The sequence below is a fragment of the Peribacillus sp. FW305-BF15 genome (genome assembly GCF_058783805.1).
Genome location: NZ_JBYSYV010000026.1, coordinates 45,900 through 64,512 on the forward strand (window position 1 = coordinate 45,900; position 18,613 = coordinate 64,512).

The 18,613-nt window shown below is 36.9% G+C and carries 16 protein-coding genes; 6 read left to right on the forward strand and 10 right to left on the reverse strand.

What is annotated here, in order from left to right; genetic code table 11:
• Positions 1-783: 783 nt before the first annotated feature.
• Positions 784-990, reverse strand: a complete 207-nt coding sequence (locus AC3WLU_RS22160) for a hypothetical protein (protein ID WP_053534520.1) — start codon at positions 988-990, stop codon at positions 784-786.
• 313 nt (positions 991-1,303) lie between these two features.
• Between AC3WLU_RS22160 and AC3WLU_RS22165 the strand changes: the two genes are divergently transcribed.
• Both AC3WLU_RS22165 and AC3WLU_RS22170 read left to right on the forward strand, forming a co-directional pair.
• Positions 1,304-1,810 (forward strand): DinB family protein, encoded by a 507-nt coding sequence (locus AC3WLU_RS22165; RefSeq protein WP_214811805.1) that lies wholly within the window; start codon positions 1,304-1,306, stop codon positions 1,808-1,810.
• Positions 1,811-1,853: 43 nt separating this feature from the next.
• Positions 1,854-2,024, forward strand: a complete 171-nt coding sequence (locus AC3WLU_RS22170) for a hypothetical protein (RefSeq protein ID WP_170946962.1) — start codon at positions 1,854-1,856, stop codon at positions 2,022-2,024.
• Between the two features lie 36 nt (positions 2,025-2,060).
• Here the strand turns inward: AC3WLU_RS22170 and AC3WLU_RS22175 are convergent, their stop codons facing one another.
• From AC3WLU_RS22175 to AC3WLU_RS22195, 5 genes are all read right to left on the reverse strand, one after another.
• On the reverse strand, positions 2,061-2,789 hold the full coding sequence (locus AC3WLU_RS22175; RefSeq protein ID WP_492597948.1) for a GntR family transcriptional regulator: 729 nt from the start codon (positions 2,787-2,789) through the stop codon (positions 2,061-2,063).
• Positions 2,790-2,857: 68 nt separating this feature from the next.
• Complete coding sequence (frlD, locus tag AC3WLU_RS22180) at positions 2,858-3,640, reverse strand: fructoselysine 6-kinase (RefSeq protein WP_187049151.1); 783 nt, start codon at positions 3,638-3,640, stop codon at positions 2,858-2,860.
• A 57-nt stretch (positions 3,641-3,697) separates the two neighbouring features.
• Positions 3,698-4,711, reverse strand: a complete 1,014-nt coding sequence (locus AC3WLU_RS22185) for an SIS domain-containing protein (RefSeq protein ID WP_053534516.1) — start codon at positions 4,709-4,711, stop codon at positions 3,698-3,700.
• A gap of 134 nt (positions 4,712-4,845) precedes the next feature.
• A complete protein-coding gene (locus tag AC3WLU_RS22190; protein WP_413001996.1) occupies positions 4,846-6,189 on the reverse strand; it encodes an amino acid permease in 1,344 nt (447 codons plus the stop codon).
• A gap of 24 nt (positions 6,190-6,213) precedes the next feature.
• Complete coding sequence (locus AC3WLU_RS22195) at positions 6,214-7,032, reverse strand: TIM barrel protein (RefSeq protein ID WP_492597949.1); 819 nt, start codon at positions 7,030-7,032, stop codon at positions 6,214-6,216.
• Positions 7,033-7,552: 520 nt separating this feature from the next.
• Between AC3WLU_RS22195 and AC3WLU_RS22200 the strand changes: the two genes are divergently transcribed.
• Together AC3WLU_RS22200 and AC3WLU_RS22205 are read left to right on the forward strand one after the other, a co-directional pair.
• Entirely contained in the window at positions 7,553-9,043 is a 1,491-nt protein-coding gene (locus tag AC3WLU_RS22200; RefSeq protein ID WP_413001992.1) for a DHA2 family efflux MFS transporter permease subunit, read from the forward strand.
• Between the two features lie 304 nt (positions 9,044-9,347).
• Entirely contained in the window at positions 9,348-9,926 is a 579-nt protein-coding gene (locus AC3WLU_RS22205) for a YitT family protein (protein WP_413001991.1), read from the forward strand.
• Between the two features lie 742 nt (positions 9,927-10,668).
• Here the strand turns inward: AC3WLU_RS22205 and xylE are convergent.
• From xylE to xylA, 4 genes are all read right to left on the reverse strand, one after another.
• Entirely contained in the window at positions 10,669-12,090 is a 1,422-nt protein-coding gene (gene xylE, locus AC3WLU_RS22210) for a D-xylose transporter XylE (RefSeq protein WP_492597950.1), read from the reverse strand.
• Between the two features lie 191 nt (positions 12,091-12,281).
• The gene (locus AC3WLU_RS22215) at positions 12,282-13,328 is read right to left on the reverse strand and encodes an aldose epimerase family protein (protein ID WP_492597951.1); all 1,047 of its coding nucleotides are present in this window, start codon (positions 13,326-13,328) and stop codon (positions 12,282-12,284) included.
• Between the two features lie 48 nt (positions 13,329-13,376).
• Positions 13,377-14,879 (reverse strand): xylulokinase, encoded by a 1,503-nt coding sequence (gene xylB / locus AC3WLU_RS22220; RefSeq protein ID WP_492597952.1) that lies wholly within the window; start codon positions 14,877-14,879, stop codon positions 13,377-13,379.
• 58 nt (positions 14,880-14,937) lie between these two features.
• Positions 14,938-16,275 (reverse strand): xylose isomerase, encoded by a 1,338-nt coding sequence (gene xylA, locus AC3WLU_RS22225; protein WP_427681209.1) that lies wholly within the window; start codon positions 16,273-16,275, stop codon positions 14,938-14,940.
• 229 nt (positions 16,276-16,504) lie between these two features.
• On the opposite strand from xylA, the gene xylR reads away from it, so the two are divergent.
• Both xylR and AC3WLU_RS22235 read left to right on the forward strand, forming a co-directional pair.
• Complete coding sequence (gene xylR, locus AC3WLU_RS22230; protein WP_492597960.1) at positions 16,505-17,656, forward strand: transcriptional repressor XylR; 1,152 nt, start codon at positions 16,505-16,507, stop codon at positions 17,654-17,656.
• 538 nt (positions 17,657-18,194) lie between these two features.
• Positions 18,195-18,602, forward strand: a complete 408-nt coding sequence (locus AC3WLU_RS22235; protein ID WP_048687048.1) for a DoxX family protein — start codon at positions 18,195-18,197, stop codon at positions 18,600-18,602.
• Positions 18,603-18,613: the final 11 nt, after the last annotated feature.

Genomic DNA, 18,613 nt, shown 5'->3' on the forward strand with positions numbered 1-18,613 from the left:
CCCATTGAAGCACTTTTTTACCTTTTATTATAAAAATTTCAGAGAAGAAGAAATTTCAATTAACCAGAGCGTGGCTTTTTCCACTTATCTAACTAAAGGGATGCTTCCTCCGCTCAATGAAAAGCTCCTTCCCCCCTGCCTAGACTAAACCAGTTCATTCATTTCAGACTGGGCTAAATCACCAGCAGCTTTCACACGAATACGGGTTGCATTCCCAGGCATATACGCTAAAGGTACATCTTCTAATTTTCGAGTGATTTTTTATTATGCCTTAAGAGATTCGTCACTGGTCAAAACAAACTAATCCTTTGGCAACATCGGCATTAGTATGTACTTTTTGTTAGATTCAAAAATCATTTTGTTCGTATTTCCAAAAAAAAATCAAAAAATCCATTTATCATTAAATAATGAAAAATGGATTTTAATAAACTTTTATAAGATTCTAGTTATAGACCCAGGTAATCCGTTTTAAAGACTCTTCCGACGGCGCGCAGAAACTGATAAAGGTTAGAAAAATTGAAAAATCACGGAGGTTCTGCAATGAAGACAAAGGTTTTGGCTTTATTATTTATACCTATTTTTCACCTAATAAATATGTGCATGATCATAAATCTCCTCTCCCCTTATATTTTTACATTTTTTATTATAAGGAGGAGGATCATTTAGCAAGCTACAGGTTATAAACGGTTCTCTAATTACACTTATAAACGTTAAGAATTTCGTTGTAATGAAGGAGAATAAATTCGAAAACGAAATAATCGTTTCCCTTCAGAGGGGATGCAATTACATTGTTTCATAGTTTTTTATTTCAAATTCATTTAAAGGCCGATTAATCGACTTACTCAATTTTTTAATAAGCTCTTGGTAATCCTTAGTATCATTGGGATCTATACCTTCTCTGACGTTTAGTATCTCGTATCGGTCATACTGTTCTGGAATAAGTTTTCCGTCTACATGGATATAAAGCCTATATTTGATCCTCAGATTCATATTACCATCTCCTTTACTATCAGTTCGATATTGGGTGCTATTTTCCTGCAAGAAAAAAAGCCTATATGTGATGCTCCACTATCTATTCATTTATAACCCGAATGTTCGTAGCTCGTATTATCTCAAAACCTCTTATTTATATATATATTACATTTGAGGAGCACATATACCCGAAGAATCATAAGGAGGAATTGTTATATAAATTATAGAACAGCATATTAATGAATATGCTGTATTGAATAAACCTGAATACTTTGTTCTTACTGCATAAATTGTCCAATACGAAAAAACTAGTGTATATGGAGGTTTTTTAATGAATCACCCCGAGCCAGTATTAGAAATGTATAACTATCACGCATGGGCAAATGGAGTCATCATCGATCGGTTAAATGAACTTCCAGAACACATTTACCATAAGGAAATTCAGAGTGGTTTTTCGTCGGTATCAAAAGTGTTGTCTCACATTTATCTGACAGATTACACGTGGTTTGATATTATCTCTGGTATAAGTATGGATGAAGCAATGGCATCTTCTAGTGAATTAAAAAAAGAGGTGGAAAAGAAAAGTATTGAGGAAATGAAAAAAATATTTATAGACTTGTACGAAAGAAACAAAGCACTTCTGAGTACAGAGGATATGGAAAAGGTAATGGTTGTGGATAACCCATATGCTGGGTCGCTTGAAACTACCATTTCCGAATCGGTATTACACGTTGTCACTCACGGATCATATCATCGTGGCAATATAGCTACCATGTTACGGCAAATGGGGCACACTTCCGTTATGCAAGATTTTGGCCTTTACCTTTATACAAAATAGAACACCAAACTATATACCATTTCCTGAATAGGGGGATGTATCGATGGATGAACTAGTTGGCTCTTGTGTTCGCTGTGCACATGATGTGTATTGTACGGCTGGTTTTCTGAACGGTATTCTTTTAGATAACAAGAATATCTTATGTTTTAATTGTAAGGATATTTTAAATGCGATGATCAAAGAAGAAAGTTTGGAGGAGGAAAATCAAAACTAGATGTTTAAATAGGTCATGCCAAATTAATGGCATGACCTATTTTGCCCGATGAACAGTCAGATTGACCTTGTTGGTTTCACACATGAACGTTGAGAGGTGCACAGGCTGGTCGTTTGCATCGAAAGCAATCTTCACTATTCTAAATAAATTTGCGCCAATATCGCATTCTAAATATTTAGCATGGATTTTTGTAGCACCAATCACGTCTATAATTTTATCGTTACTGACTATTTCGGTATGGTAATCTTCCAATAGGATCTTATAAGTTGATTCATCCCTTGCAATCTTCTTTTCCAAATCCGGAAAACGAAGTAACGAATAATGAGCGGTATCGTAGAAAAGCGGACGCTCATCTACATACATGAGTCGCTCCAGTTCGAGAACGGGGCTTCCTTCTTCAATGAGGAGATGACCTGCAACATCTTTTGGTGCGTCTATGACCTCACTTCTTAAAATCCGGGAATTCGGTATCTTCCCAAGCTGATGACTAAACTCTGAGAATCCACTTATGGATAACAACTCATTATGAAACTTATTAGATGCAACAAAGGTACCCCTGCGCGGAATACGTGTCAGTGTTCCTTCCTTCACCAATTCCTCGATTGCTTTTCGAATGGTGATGCGGCTGACGTTATAAGTTTCACAAAGGTCTGCTTCGGTTGGGATTTGTTCATCTGGTTTGTATTTACCGTTCTGAATATCATTCTTCAACATTTGCCTTATTTGCATATATAGTGGCTGGGGGGTTGAAGGATTTAAATTCATATTAGATTCATCCTTATCCGTCAAAAATTTATTATTTACTACCTATTATACATGATTTACAGTCCCAGTCACCACGCACCGAAATAGCTAATGGTTTTCGCAGCAGACTCTGTACCCAATTCTAAGCAATTTTCGATAGATTGGCCTTTCAATAATCCATAAATAAAACCGGAAATGAAGGAATCCCCCGCACCCATTGTATCCACCACATTCGCTTTAACGGCACCGCATTGATAAAATTGAATGCCGTCATAGGCAAGTGAACCATTTTCTCCTAAAGTGGCGACCGCAATTTTAGATCCTTGATTTTTTACATCTTTTAAAAATTGGCGGATAAAAGCATCATCCTTCGTATAAGAGAAAAATGGATAATCAACAAACTGCGGTAAAGTCTTCACGAGATCGTGATCTAGCTGATCTGAGAAATCAAAAGACGTGAGCATTCCATTTTCTTTAAATAAGGAATAGTACTTATCCGCATGTCCCCAAATCCCTGAATGTATGAGCTGGTATGTTTGAATGTAATGGAGTTCTTCCGTCGTTAAGCGGAAATGTTTCATGACACCTTCATCGTATTCTCCAAACCTGCGGTCATTTCCTACCATTTCAACAAAGGTAACAGCTGTTTTTCCTTCTTTCCGCGAAAGATGAGAAATATCAACACCTTTTTCCTGTATCGCTTTAACCATTTTTTCACTGTATTGATCGGAGCCCACCCAGCCGATATAAGCAGATTCAGCACCTAACCCTCTTAAATAGACAGCCACATTTAAAGGATTACCGCCAGGATAGACCTCCCCGCTCTTTTGATAAACATCCATACAGTTATCTCCGACTGTAACCGTTCTCATCATTTTCCCCCGCTTTCTTTAAACTTAAGAGCACTACTAAGTAGTGCTCCACTTATCTTAATATTCCATTTGGCGATAGTATCTTCTAAGTGTTAATGGATGATTTCTCTCACGCTCAAGGTATACGCTGATTCGACTTAATACTGACCAGTTGATGCTAACTGAAAAGTGCTTTCTGAATTCTTCGCTGATACCTTCCATTTCAAAGCTTTTGGTATCAATAACCGTTATATTTTTTGAGATTTTTTCTACAAATCTCTCTACACGGTCCATCAGCGGTCTAGTTTCATCTTCCCCTTTTAATAAAATAACACTTGTATCTTCAACAACAAGTTCAAGCGTACCATGGAAAAACTCTGCAGCGTGGATGGATTTCGCTTGGATCCATTGCATTTCCTCTAAAATGCACATGGCATATGAATAAGTGTTTCCCCATAGGTTACCAGAACCGACCATCATGTGGTAATCCGTGTCTTTATGTGTAATGGCGAATTCCTCTGCTTTTTTGTCAAAAGATTTAACGGCATCTAGAATTGCTCGCGGAAGTAGAGAGACCTCCTTCGTGAATTGTTCATATTGCGGGAATTCATCGTTGTTATGCATGAAACGGAAGACGACCATGTACAAAAGCATAAAGAAAGTATCAAAAGAGTGCGTTTCAGAACCGGTCGTTATACAGTAATCCGCAATTTGTGTTAACGGAGTATTTGGCTCTGCAACTAAAGCGATTGTAGTGGCGCCTTTTTCTTTACAATATTCAGCCGCTGCAACTGTTTCTTGAGTAGTCCCGGATACAGATGTAAAAATGCAGACTGAATCTTTGCTGAAATGCTTATGATTCATCACCATGAACTCAGCAGCAATTTCTGCATGGACATCGATGGTAGAATTTGATTTTAAAATGTATTCATATGGATACATCATGGCTATGGTGCCGCCAGCACCGATAAGGAAAATATTGCTGTAGCCCCTTTTTGTGATTCCATCTACGATTTCTTCAATCTGGCCTCTAAAAGCAAGGCCCTCTTTTTCTACAAGATTTAGAAATAACTCCTCATCAAACTTTAGCATTAACAGCTTCCTCCCTTATCCTTGTTTATTTGTTATGTCTTGTATTATATCTAAACATAATAATTTGCACAATCGTTTTATTTTAAAATTTTTTTGGTTTATCAAAAGAAGTCTTAACTTCCCTTATCATTCTGCTAAGCCACGATATCGCTGTCGTTATTTTTCTTTGATCCATATTTCCTTTCCCAATAATAGTATACCGGCAGACCTGTTACGATAACGATCAACGCTGCAATCACTCCTTGAATAGGCGCCCAAGTAAATGTTCCCCAGGCCAGCCATGATGCTCCAAGAATAGCTAAAACCGTCGTTAACCTCCACATTGGCATACGATAGATTGGATTATAATCATCCCTTTTACGGCATTTATAAACAGCGGCAAAGTCCAGGATGTTAATTACCAATTGAATCAGTGTGAAATAGCCAAGTAATACTGTTAAATTACTGAAGCACACAAGTATACATGCATACGTAACCTGAACGATGATAGAGAAACTTGGAGTTTCATATTTAGGATGAACTCTTGCAAAACGTTGAAAGAATAGTCCGTCCTTTGCCATTGCGTACTCAAGGCGGGGCTGAAACATTATGCAAGAACTCAGCGAACCCAAGATAACAATGATCGCGGTAATGGCCACGAATGATGATGCAATATCAGATAATCCCGGAATATATTTTACAGCTTCAGAAACAGCCGCATTGGAGTTGATTAATTCATCAAACGGCATCAAACCGATGACACAAACGGCTAATAGCGTATATAAAGCCAACACGATGAATACCGAACTAATAAGGGCTCGCGGAAGTATTTTCCCTGGATTTTTGAACTCCCCAGCCATGAAACAAATCGCAGCCATTCCCGTATATGCCCATGTGGTTGCGGATACACCACCTATTAAACTTGACTTTTGGGCACCAGGTCCTGGTGTATAAGCAAAGTTATCAGGATTCATGTACATAATTCCCAAGACAATGACAATCAGGAAAGGAATGATCTTGATAGCCGTGATAATGACTTGGAAAAGACCTCCTTCCTTCACACTTCGATAATGAATCGATGTGATGAGCAGGATGATTGCAATACCCAATAATTTCCCGGCGACCCCAGAGAAAAATGGGAAAAAGGTTGCTAAATAAGAAACGAGGGCTAAAGCCATAATCGATATGGATGGAGGATCCAACGCCCAGAAAGTGGCCCATCCATATAAAAATGCCAGAGGCCTCCACCCAGCTTTATTTAAATAAACGTAACCGCTTCCATTTTGGGGGTATGCGGTCGATAACTCCGCCAGCACCATTACTTGCGGAATGGCAATCACCCCGCCTATTATCCAGGCTAGAATGGAAATGGAAGGAGTACCCGCAGCCTTTGCAACATCACCGGATGAGACAAAAATACCCGACCCTATTGTAGTTCCAACAGCAATAGCCAGAGCAGACCAAAAACCCAGTTTTCGTGTAAGTGTGCCATTACTCATAAAGAGTTCCTCCAAATTAGATGATTAAATTCCCAATTCCCTAATTTTTTCAATTGATTTCTTGATTGCATCGCTTGGATTTTGATAATAATTTGATCCCATAATCTCTAAAGTACAACTTCCTTTGTAACGATGGCTTTGAAGGCTTGTTAAATATCCCCTCCAATTTAAAACCCCATCATCCAGTGCCAAATGTGCATCTGATTGACCATCTCCGTCCATTAGGTGAAAATGGCCTAATTCGGGAAGGAAGGAATAGTACTCATCAGGTGTTTCACCTGCCAGATGCATGGAAACCGTATCTATCATTCCTTTTAATGAAGTAGATTGGATTTCCCCTAACATTTTCTTTAGCCCTTTTGAGTCGATTACCAGATTGGATTCATGCTTTGTCAATGGCTCTAAAACAAGAATCAAACCTTCCATCTCAGCTACTTTGGTCAATTGAAAGATTGAGTCACTTGCATATTTCCATGATTCCTCTTGTGAGACAGAAAAGTCCCCTATTCCAGAAGTGATAAGCATCATGTTTGTGTCTAACTCCAGAGCGGCATAAAGATTTTCCATAAAATATTCCATGCTTTTTTTTCGCCAATGAGCATCCGATGATGCAATGTTATATGGATAGATACATTGTTCTGGAGTATAACAAATGATTTTCATATTTCTAGACTTAATTTCCCTTCTCAAACTCCTTATATTTCCTAATATGTTTCGATAAACATACAAATGCGGCTCCCCACCCCATAACTCAATGCTATTAATCCCAAGGTTGTCCATGCAATCCAAAAAATAATGAAAAGGGAAATGCCTAAAAGTTATATTCATCCCTGCAATATTCAATTCTTTCACCCCCTCAAAATAATTTTTTATTTGTTATGTTTTGTATTATAATTAACCAATACATTGATTGCAATGATTATTTCGAATATTTAAAAAAATAATTATTCGCAAAATACGGAAAAGTCGTGATTTTATTATTCAACATTAATTAACTATTTTTTAATGAATACGAATGGTAGAATGTTAAAGTATTTATACCTGTGCACAAATTTCTCTGGTACATTGTAAGTATTATATGAGTGATTATTGTTTGTAATATGATATACCTGTAGAATGGATGTTAACCTGGGGATTTCCAAGAGATAATGTATCCTGAAATATTGTCAAGTGAGTGGTTAATAAAGAATAAACACCTCAAAAAAGCCGTAATTGAGGTGAATCTCCTTAAATGCTGTATTTTTATCGGAAAATATAGGTGGGTTTACACTAATACTTCGTGAGTCGAATTAGTTTCTAAAACTTTTAAAAATAGCAGGCAGTACAATTTGTACTATCCTAACGGAAAGGACGTGCCATAATAATGAATCATGACAAAACAGCCATCACAAAAATCCGTACAGGTCCCATGTTTGCGGTGATGCTGGCTGGTGCTCTAGTAGCTTTCTTAAATCAGACTTTAATTAATATCGCATTGCCTCAATTAATGACTCATTTTGACATATCAGCTGCAACAGCGAATTGGCTTACTACTATCTTCTTATTGGTCAATGGGATTGTCATCCCGATTACCGCTTTCTTAATGGAACGATTCAATACAAGACAATTATATCTAGCTTCGATGGGACTCTTCGCCTTAGGAACTTTTTTATGCGGAATTGCCCCCAGCTTCTCCGTCTTATTGATCGGACGTGTGGTTCAAGCTGCAGGTGCGGGGATTTTGTTCCCGTTGATCACAAATGTGATTTTCACTTTATTTCCGCCTAACAGACGCGGTTTCGCAATGGGCATATTTGGTATCGCGATGAACTTTGCCCCAGCTGTAGGACCTACGCTATCAGGATGGATTATCCAAAACTATTCTTGGCGGGTTCTGTTTTTTATCATTTTCCCATTTGCCCTGCTTGACTTCATCTTTGCCATTTTCATCATTAAAAAAGTAGGGAAAACCAGCCGGCCTAAACTCGATAAACTGGGTGTCATTCTATCCACTATCGGATTCGGCGGGGTTCTATATGGATTTGCTACTGGCGGTACCAAGGGATGGGGCAGTCCCGAAGTACTGACGATGTTCCTTGTTGGAGGAATCAGTTTAGTTGTATTTGTCTGGAGGCAATTTACTGTATCTCATCCTATTTTGGAATTTAGAATTTTTCGGTATCGGATGTTCACTTTAACGACAATCATCAACATCATCGCAACCATGGGTATGTTCTCTGGAATGATCATCATGCCGATCTATATGCAGAATATCCGTGGGTTCACTCCGATGGAATCCGGTCTCATGCTATTGCCTGGCGGGATTTTAATGGGGATCATGTCTCCTATCACAGGTAAGCTGTTTGATCGATTTGGTGCGAGATGGCTTGCGGTGAGCGGACTTGCCATCACTATCATTACAACCTATCTTTTAACGCGGCTTCAAACAGATACGTCCTATTCTTATGTGGTGTGGGTATATACCATTAGAATGTTCGGAATGTCGATCCTGATGATGCCTATCTTCACAGCCGGATTAAATGAATTGGCACTTAGCCTAAATAAATATGGCACAGCGATGGTCAATACATTGAGAATGGTGGCGGGTGCCGTTGGCATGGCATTCTTTGTGTCCATCATGACAAACCAAGGAACGAAACATGTTCAGGAAATCTTATCTCAAAGGAACATATCACCGGATAATACATCACAAATGGCGACGGCCATTAAACAAGGCAGCGTAATGGGAGTGGATGATGCATTCATGATAGCAACAGGTTTGACCATAGTTGCATTCATACTGGCCTTTTATATCCGGCAAACTTCACCACAAGAAGATACCATTACAAATCGCCTATCAAAAAAACCATCTTGAATAAAAAAGGCTAAATCCAACCTATTTTCCAAGGTAAAAAAATTCTTATATTATTAAACTGACTTTCCCCATGAAAACATATAAATGCAAAAAAAGAGGCACTTTTTATGAGTGTCTCTTTTTTTTGCCCAAATTACATCATGGCTTCAACGAGAAGGCCTTTATTTTGATTAGCTTACTCCCATGTGAATTAAAAATATCTTATGAAGAACAAATAGCAATCGTAATTTCCAATCAGCTAAGTATATATTTAGATTTCTCTCATATATTTTAAGATAATGATTTGGACAAGGGGAATTTTTTTATGAAAAAGTTTGTTACGCTGCTTTTTTCAAGTTTTTGCATTGGAGTAGGTCTTAACTTATTTATTATCCCCATTCATCTAATAAATGGCGGGATATTTGGCATAAGTTTATTAATCAAATATGTTTGGGGAATCCAGGTAGGACATACCATGCTCATGATCAATATTCCCATTTACCTTCTATCTCTTCTATACGATAAATCATATTTCTTTAATGCCATCCTTGGGTTAGCATTCACTTCAACCATTATTGATTGGCTAACACCACTAAACGGTTTGGTTCATCTGCCGATCATAACAAGTGCCATTATCGGTGGAATGACGATTGGGATTGGTGTCGGTTTTATGCTGAGACAACATATTAGCCCAGGTGGAGTGGATTTACTAGCACTATTAATATCTAAAACCACAGCAACCAATCCTGGAATTATTATTTTTATCATTGATTCTCTCATAGTAATTGCGGGAATCATTATATTGAAAGACTTAAAGTTAATGTATTCCCTCATCACGATATCCTGTGTCGGGTTCTGCGTCATTATAATCAATTCTTTTAAGACAATTAACTTTTTAAGATAAAGTTGTACTTACAAGTGCCCCCTTACGATATACATCTTGCTTGTACTGTACTCGGGATTTTATACGGTTTCCCATTAATTCGAGCCGTTTACGCGTGAGTTTGGTCCGTTTACTCGTAAGTTACGGCCATTTACTCGTGAATTCGGCCTATTTACTCGCGAGTTCGTGCTGTACTTGTGATTTCGCACCGTTTACTCATGATTTTTGGCTGTTCACACGTGAGTTTTGCTGTATACTCGTGAGTTTTTCTGTTTTACTCGTGAATTCGGCTTATTTACTCGTGAGTTCAGCTTATTTACTCGTGAATTCAGCACGTTTACTCGTGAATTCGTGCTGTACCCATGATTTCGCTCTGTTTACTCGTGAGTTTTGCTGTTTTACTCGTGATTTTAGCCTATTTACTCGTGAATTCGTGCTGTACCCATGAGTACCATAAGGAAAAGGCTGCCTCAGCAACCTTCCTTATTAAAGTAAGAGAATCCATTAGTTGAAGAGCAAAGTACTATTTTACAAAGTATTTTAATCCAGAATACCCAAACGGAATTACAGCTATGAGACCTGGATTAATGCTATTTTCGTCCTAAAGATTCGACTTTTTGTTTTTTCTGAATGAAAATTTGCTCTTTGTTGTTGTCCACCTGTCCATGCTCCAATAAAACCCCTGAAATAACAATACTTACTATCCAACCATAAGAATCCTTTTATATTATATTTTGTGTCCAGTTTATGTGAATTTTACTAATTAAATAATTTGACTATCTTCGGAACTTTTAACATTTCTTCTCCATATTTTCTCCATCTGTTCAAGAGTCTTGCCTTTGGTTTCAGGAACCATTTTCCAAACAAATAGGGCAGAAAGCACGCTCATTGAACCATAGAAACCGTATGTTAGTCCCCCGCTATATTCCATCATCATAGGATATGTAGAAGAAATAAAATAGTTAGCCGCCCATTGGGCAGCTACAGCAATAGCTACAGCCCGACCTCGAATTTTATTAGGAAAAATCTCTGAAATTAGCACCCAGCAGATCGGACCCCACGACATCATAAATGAAGCTGTATAAATAATGATAAATACAAGCGTCCCTATTCCAATTATATTAGAAAAGGCCATGCTTGCTACACCAAACATACCAATTGCCATTCCAATAGAACCAACTATCAATAATGGTTTTCTTCCCCATCGATCAACTGTTAAAATCGCGATAACTGTAAAGATAACATTTACTAATCCCATAATAATGGTTTGCAGCATAGAAGAATCTTTAGCTGCTCCCATGCTTTCAAAGATACGCGGTGCGTAGTATAAGGCTACATTTATACCTACAAATTGTTGAAATACAGAAAGCAGTACACCTACAATAATAACTAGTTTTCCATAAGCGAATAATTTTTCGGAAGAAATATTGATAGTGGTCGTTTTTTTAATATCAATCAAAATCGCTTTCGCTTCTGAAGATCCATTGATTCTTGTAAGTATAGCTAAAGCTTTTTGATCTTGATTCTGTATTGCCAAATAGCGAGGTGTTTCTGGAACTAATAACAAAAGTACAGCAAAGATTAAAGCTGGTATCGCTCCTGAAGCAAACATATATCTCCATCCTACATCATTTATCCATTCTAATGTTTCACCATTTGCAATACCCCAGTTTACAAAGTAAACGACTAACATACCAAAAATAATCATAAACTGATTAAATGATACCAATCTGCCGCGAATATCAGCCGGAGCAATTTCTCCTATATAGATTGGACAAATGGCAGACGCTAATCCAACACCAATCCCCCCTATAATTCGATAAAAGTTAAAAGCTAGTAATAAAGAAAGTGTTGGTTCACCTTTTGTAAAAAATAAAAATTCAGGATAAGAAGCACCTAATGCTGATACTATAAAAAGAATCGCTGCAAGTATAAGTGATTTTTTACGTCCTAGTCTTGATCCAAAATAGCCGGAAATTAATCCTCCGATAATACATCCTATTAAAGCACTTGATACGGTGACGCCATGTGCCAAAGGGCCTAATCCTAAGCTATCGATTAAATAAACCTTTAAAGATTCTTCTGCTCCAGAAATTACAGCTGTATCATATCCAAACAGTAATCCTCCAATTGCGGCGACTAATGTAATCGAAAAGATATATAATGAGTTCCGTTTTTGATTCATGTTTTACTAAAAACAGTTATGAATGAAGTCTATTTAATATTAAAGCGCATACTTTTGGTTGCGCTTTCATAATTAATGAACAAGAAGGACCTCTCTTCCCTCACCCATTCTACTAACTGCTTTTATCCTCCCTTCCATTGTAGATTTTCATTTCACTAAAACAACTTTTGACCATTGAATACCAAAGGTTTTTACTCGACGGTAAACGTAAAACGAGTTTTAGAATGATACTCTTTATTTTTTTCTAATAAAATGGAAGGTAATTGCTGATTATGAATGGCATTTGGCGGATGTTGAGTTTCGAGACATAAGCCAAGGTGTTTTTGACAAGGAATTCCTCTAATTAGAAAAGTATCTTTTAACATATTTCCCGTATATAAAACAACATATGGCTCATCTGTTTCCACTATCATTTTCCTTCCGTTAGAAGGATTAACCAAACAAATTTCTTTTTGATGATTTTCACTTAATAAGAATGGATGGTCATACCCATTTCCAACTATTTCATTTTGTTGATGTTTGGATTTTACTCCTTCAATAATTCGCTTTCCCGCTCTAAAATCAAAAGGTGTATGTTCAACGTCTATTAAATTGCCTGTAGGCAGTAAGGACTGATCAAGCTCTAAAAACTTATCACTTTTCATAGTTAATTCATGCTGTAAGATATCTTCTTTTAAATTGCCACTCAGATTAAAGTAAGTATGATTGGTTAAATTTAATAACGTATTTTTATCTGAAATACCATGATAGGTTATTATAAGATCATTATTATCAGTGAGAGTGTAAACGACGCTTACCTCAAGATTTCCAGGATAACCAGCTTCTCCATCAGGACTCATATAAGTAAATGTCACACTAGCCTCATCTACATTCTCACTAGTAGAGGATTTCCAGATTACGTTATGGAATCCGTCAGGTCCACCGTGTAAATGAGTTCTCCCTTCATTCTCAGCGAGGAGGTATGTAAACCCTTCCATTTTAACGCTTGGTGGATTAACTCTCCCTGCCACTCGACCGATTACTGCACCAAAATAAGGGGAATAATGTAAATATTCTTCTGCAGAATCAAATCCTAACACGATATTTTCTATATTCCCTTCTTTGTCTGGTACATCAATTCTAGTAATCGTACATCCATAATCAATACAGGTTACTTTTATGTTTTGATTGTTCATGATTGTATAAGACTTTACCAATTCTCTATTTATTTCACCGAAAATTCCCTCTTCTATTTTCATATTAATCTCCTTTTCGAAGAAAGGGATGCATGATTCAAATGCAACCAGTTACTTTCTGCTAAATTGATTCAGCTTTTTGCTTAAGTCTTTTGTTTGGTAGTATACCTCTTTATATAAAGCATAAAGTTGTTTATACACTGGAACATTTTCAAATTTAGGTTGATATGTCTTTGAAGAAGATATGAATGAATCTGCGCATTCTTCTAACGAGTTGTACCACCCACAACCATAAGCGGCTAACATGGCTGCCCCTAGCGCCGGTCCTTGCTCAGTAGATAGTTTTATAATTTTTGTGTTAAAAACGTCTGCTTGAATCTGAAGCCAACTATCGTTTTTTGCACCCCCGCCAATTGATACAATAGACGTAATTTCTTTTCCATTTTCTCGAAAAATTTCTATTGCTTCATTTAATGAGAAGGTAATTCCTTCAATGACTGCCCTTGTAAAATCCCTCTTTTTATGAGAAGCATCCATTCCTATAAAGCTTCCACGTATAGTAGCATCTGCATGTGGTGTTCGTTCCCCAACTAAGTATGGAGTAAATAGAAGCCCATTTGAACCAATTGGAACATTGTTTATATCAGCGAGTAGTTCTTCAAATGACTCATTTTCAGCAAAATTATCTCTAAACCAACTTAAACTGTGGCCAGCAGATAATGTAACTCCCATCGTATAAAAAGCATTTTCTTTTCCATGATTGAAATAATGCACTTTCCCAGCAAAGTCCCTATCATTTCGATCCTCATAAGAAAGTACGACACCAGATGTCCCGATGCTGCATAACGTTTCTCCCGATGATAGAATACCAGCTCCAATTGCTCCACAAGCATTATCAGCTCCACCCGCAAATACCTTAGTCGATAATGTTAGCCCTGTTTTTTGAGAGAATTCTTCATTAATTGTTCCGACACATTCACTGGATTCCACCAGCGATGGGCAAATGCTGATATCAATGCCCACTAATTGACAAAGCTCTTCGCTCCATTTTTTCTCACCCACGTTCAACAATAATGTACCGGCAGCATCTGAATATTCACTATGAATTAAGCCAGTCATTTTGAAGCGTAAATAGTCTTTAGGCAGCATAAATACAGCTGCTTGATCAAATATCTCCGGTTCATGCTCTTTAACCCATAGCAGCTTAGGTAGTGTAAATCCTTCCAAAGCATGATTTTTTGTTATTTCTAAAAGACGTTTCTCTCCAATCATTTCATATAGCTGATGACACTGTGCTGTCGTCCTTGTATCATTCCATAAAATAGCATGACGTAAGAGATTATGATTCTTATCCAACAGTACGAGACCGTGCATTTGTCCAGAATAACTTATTCCTTCTATATCTTCTGGTCTTACATCGGATTTGGAGATTAGCTCATTTAAAGCACTAGCAGTCTGCTGAATCCACTCCTCTGGATTTTGTTCACTATATCCCGTTTTTTCATGCAGAAGAGGGTAATTTTTAGAAGCTTCTGCACAAAACTCACCTTTTGTATTAACTAAAACAGTTTTGACAGCGCTCGTTCCTAAATCAATTCCTATAATATATTTCATCTTGATTCCTCCACTTTTATAAAAGAGAGCAGAATTTGTTTCTACTCTCTTTTATCCATTAAACTTCTAAAATATATTGATTTAAGGTGGCTTTTAATCGTTCCTGTCTTCCTGAATTATTCGTAATGTTCGGATTATTCAATGCATACTGCTCTAGTGTTTGGAAGTTGGCTCTTCCTTCAACAATCTCAAGACCAATTCCTTTTTTGAAACTGCTGTAGCGTTCATCAATGATGTTTTCAAAAACACGATCTTCCAATAATTTATGAGCCACTTTTAAACCTCTAGCGAACGCATCCATCCCAGCCACATGGGCATATACTAAATCTTCTTGTTCAAAGGAACCTCTGCGCACTTTAGCATCAAAATTTAACCCTCCACTACCTAAGCCTCCATTTTGTAGGATCTCATACATTGCTAAAGTTGTAGAATATAGATCTGTTGGGAACTCATCGGTATCCCATCCTAAAAGAGGATCACCTTGGTTTGCATCCACTGATCCCAAGAAGCCTTGAACCCTGGCTACGCGTAATTCATGTTCAAAAGTATGCCCAGCTAAAGTTGCATGGTTAGCTTCAAGGTTTAATTTAAAATGGTTATCTAATCCGTATTGTCTTAGGAACGAAATGGTCGTAGCTGCATCGGTGTCATACTGGTGCGTTGTCGGCTCCTTAGGTTTTGGCTCAATTAAGAATTGACCTTTAAATCCAATTTCCTTAGCATAATCTACAGCCATATGCATAAATCTAGCCAAGTTATCTAACTCTAACTTTAAATTTGTATTGAGCAGTGTTTCATAGCCTTCACGGCCGCCCCAGAACACATAGTTTTCTGCTCCTAACTCTTTTGCCGTTTCGAGTCCTTTCTTTACTTGGGCTGCTGCATAAGCAAATACATCTGCATTACAAGTAGTTGCTGCACCGTGAACGAAGCGGGGATTTGTAAACATATTAGCTGTATTCCACAATAACTTTACGTTACTTGTTTTCATATATTCTTTAATCATGCTAACGATTACATCAAGATTTTCATTTGTTTCTTTCAATGTGTTTCCTTCAGGTGCGATGTCTCGGTCATGAAACGCAAAGAAAGGAACCCCTAATTTTTCGAAAAGTTGAAAAGCTGCCTCTACTCTAGCTTTTGCTAAGTCCATTCCATCATATTTATTCCATGATCTTTGCATAGTAGCTGCACCAAAAGGATCTGTCCCATCAGCTGTAAATGTATGCCAGTAAGCAACTGAGAAACGTAGTTGTTCCTTCATTGTTTTACCGCCTACTACTTCTTCTGGGTTATAGTATTTAAAAGCTAAAGGATTTTTAGAATCCTTTCCCTCATACGAGATTTTGTTTACGCTTTCAAAATAATTAATTTTATTAGTATCAGTTTGAATCATGTGTTACTTCCCCCTTTAATTAAAGTGAAAAATTTTCTTCAGAAATACCAATCGAGAAAGTTTGTTGAGTCAATAAACTAACTTTAGTTCATGATATACAAAATAATTAGTTATTTCAATGTTTTTTTAGAAAATTAACGTTATAATAAGAAATATACTATGTCTATACTAAATTTTAATTAAAAACAAAAAACACTTAGTTCAATGGTTAAACAAAGGAGCGATTATCATTCCGATAGCAGATCAAGCATTAGTAAAGAAAATGAATCAAAAGTTGATTTTAAATGAAATTTTAAAAAACTCACCTATCTCAAGGGCAGCCCTTTCTGAGATAACTGGGTTAAATAAATCCACTGTTTCTTCCCAAGTAAATGAGTTAATTGAAAAAAATATTATTTTTGAAATTGGAGCAGGACAATCTAGTGGTGGCAGAAGACCTGTGATGCTCGTTTTTAATAAAAATGCAGGCTATTCAATAGGTATCGATATAGGTGTTGATTACCTTAATGGAATTCTAACCGATTTAGAAGGCAATATTATCCTTGAGAAGGCTTCTGACTTGTCTAGCCCTTCAGCTGGTGAAGTGAAAGAAATTCTGTTTGCACTTATACATGATTTTATCATTCATATGCCCGACTCTCCTTACGGTTTGGTGGGAATAGGTATTTGTGTACCAGGTCTTGTGGATAGCAATCAAAAAATTATTTTCATGCCCAACTTGGAATGGTATATTGAAGATTTGCAACTCTTAATTGAAAGCGAGTTCAATGTACCTGTTTTTGTTGAAAATGAGGCTAATGCAGGCGCATGCGGTGAAAAAGTGTTTGGGGTTACTAAAAACTATGAAAACATCATTTACATCAGTATTAACGTTGGAATTGGAGTCGGAATTATTATTAATAATGAATTATATAAAGGAGTAAATGGTTTTTCTGGAGAAATGGGTCATATGACGATAGATTTTAACGGTCCCAAATGCAGCTGCGGTAACCGAGGATGCTGGGAATTATATGCATCAGAAAAAGCATTACTGGATTCTTTTTCTGGCGAAAAGAATATGTTACGAAAAGAAATTGTTGAACGTGCAAATAAAAATGATGTAGCCGTCTTAAATGCACTCCAGAACTTTGGCTTCTACGTCAGTATTGGCTTAACAAATATTCTCAATACATTTGACGCACAGGCTATTATTTTGAGAAATAACATTATCGAATCTCACCCGATTGTGTTAAATACCATTAAGAATGAGGTTTCTTCTAGGCTAAATTCTCATTTGGAAAGTATGTGTGAACTATTGCCCTCTTCATTAGGAAGAAATGCACCTGCATTAGGAGCTGTTTCAATTGTGATCGAACATTTTTTAAATGTCACTACAAGCTAATCTATTTCAGAGTATAGATATGATAGATGTCTGAATATCTTTCCTAACATAACAAGAGAGGTCTTTCTCTACCTAGAGTAATACCTTTCTTGTTTTTTTTCGTCCCCATATCTATGCAAGGATAATGTGTTAAATGAGTTAGGTTCTAGATAAAACATTTTTTTGTAGTCCATCATTGGAAATAACTTTCTTTCATCATAATGAGAGATCTTTCTTTTAGTTTGGCTCCATACACAGTTCCTCCGTTCTCTATATCCGTCTAAAACCTAAGGAGGAATATAATTTCTTTCATTCTTCAACGGAGAATAAGAAGTACCACTGCTATTGGCATTGGAAAGGGAGTAGATTTCTGAAATCAAATGAATATTTTTCAAGAAATAACTGCAGGCAAACTCGCTTTTCTTCAAGTTATCCTTCAGTCAAGCGCGATTCCTAAAGGATTGTCCACAACTGTTTAAGATTATTTTTTTAGAATGCATTAAAAAAAGAAAAGTGGAATATGATTAAAATGTCAATCTAAGGGAGGGAATGTGAATAAATGAAAAAAACAAAAATTATATATTGGATTTTCACAGGACTTTTAGTGGCACTAATGGTTTTGGGTTCTATTCCGGATATAATGTCTGTTCCCGATGCAGTCGCTTTATTCAATCATTTAGGTTATCCTACTTACCTCCTACCCTTTATTGGGATTGCCAAATTATTAGGTGTCGTGGCAATACTTATTCCAGGCTTTCCAAGAATCAAGGAATGGGCTTATGCCGGTTTTGTATTTGATTTGACGGGGGCTATGTATTCAAGCATTTCAGTGGGCGACCCTGCCAGTGGATGGCTGATTTTCATTATCGGGTATATATTGATAGCCGGCTCTTATATTTACCATCATAAAATATTAAAATCCGCTTCATCTGGCACATCGAGCAATAAGAATAGTTTAACAATATAAATAAATTGGCC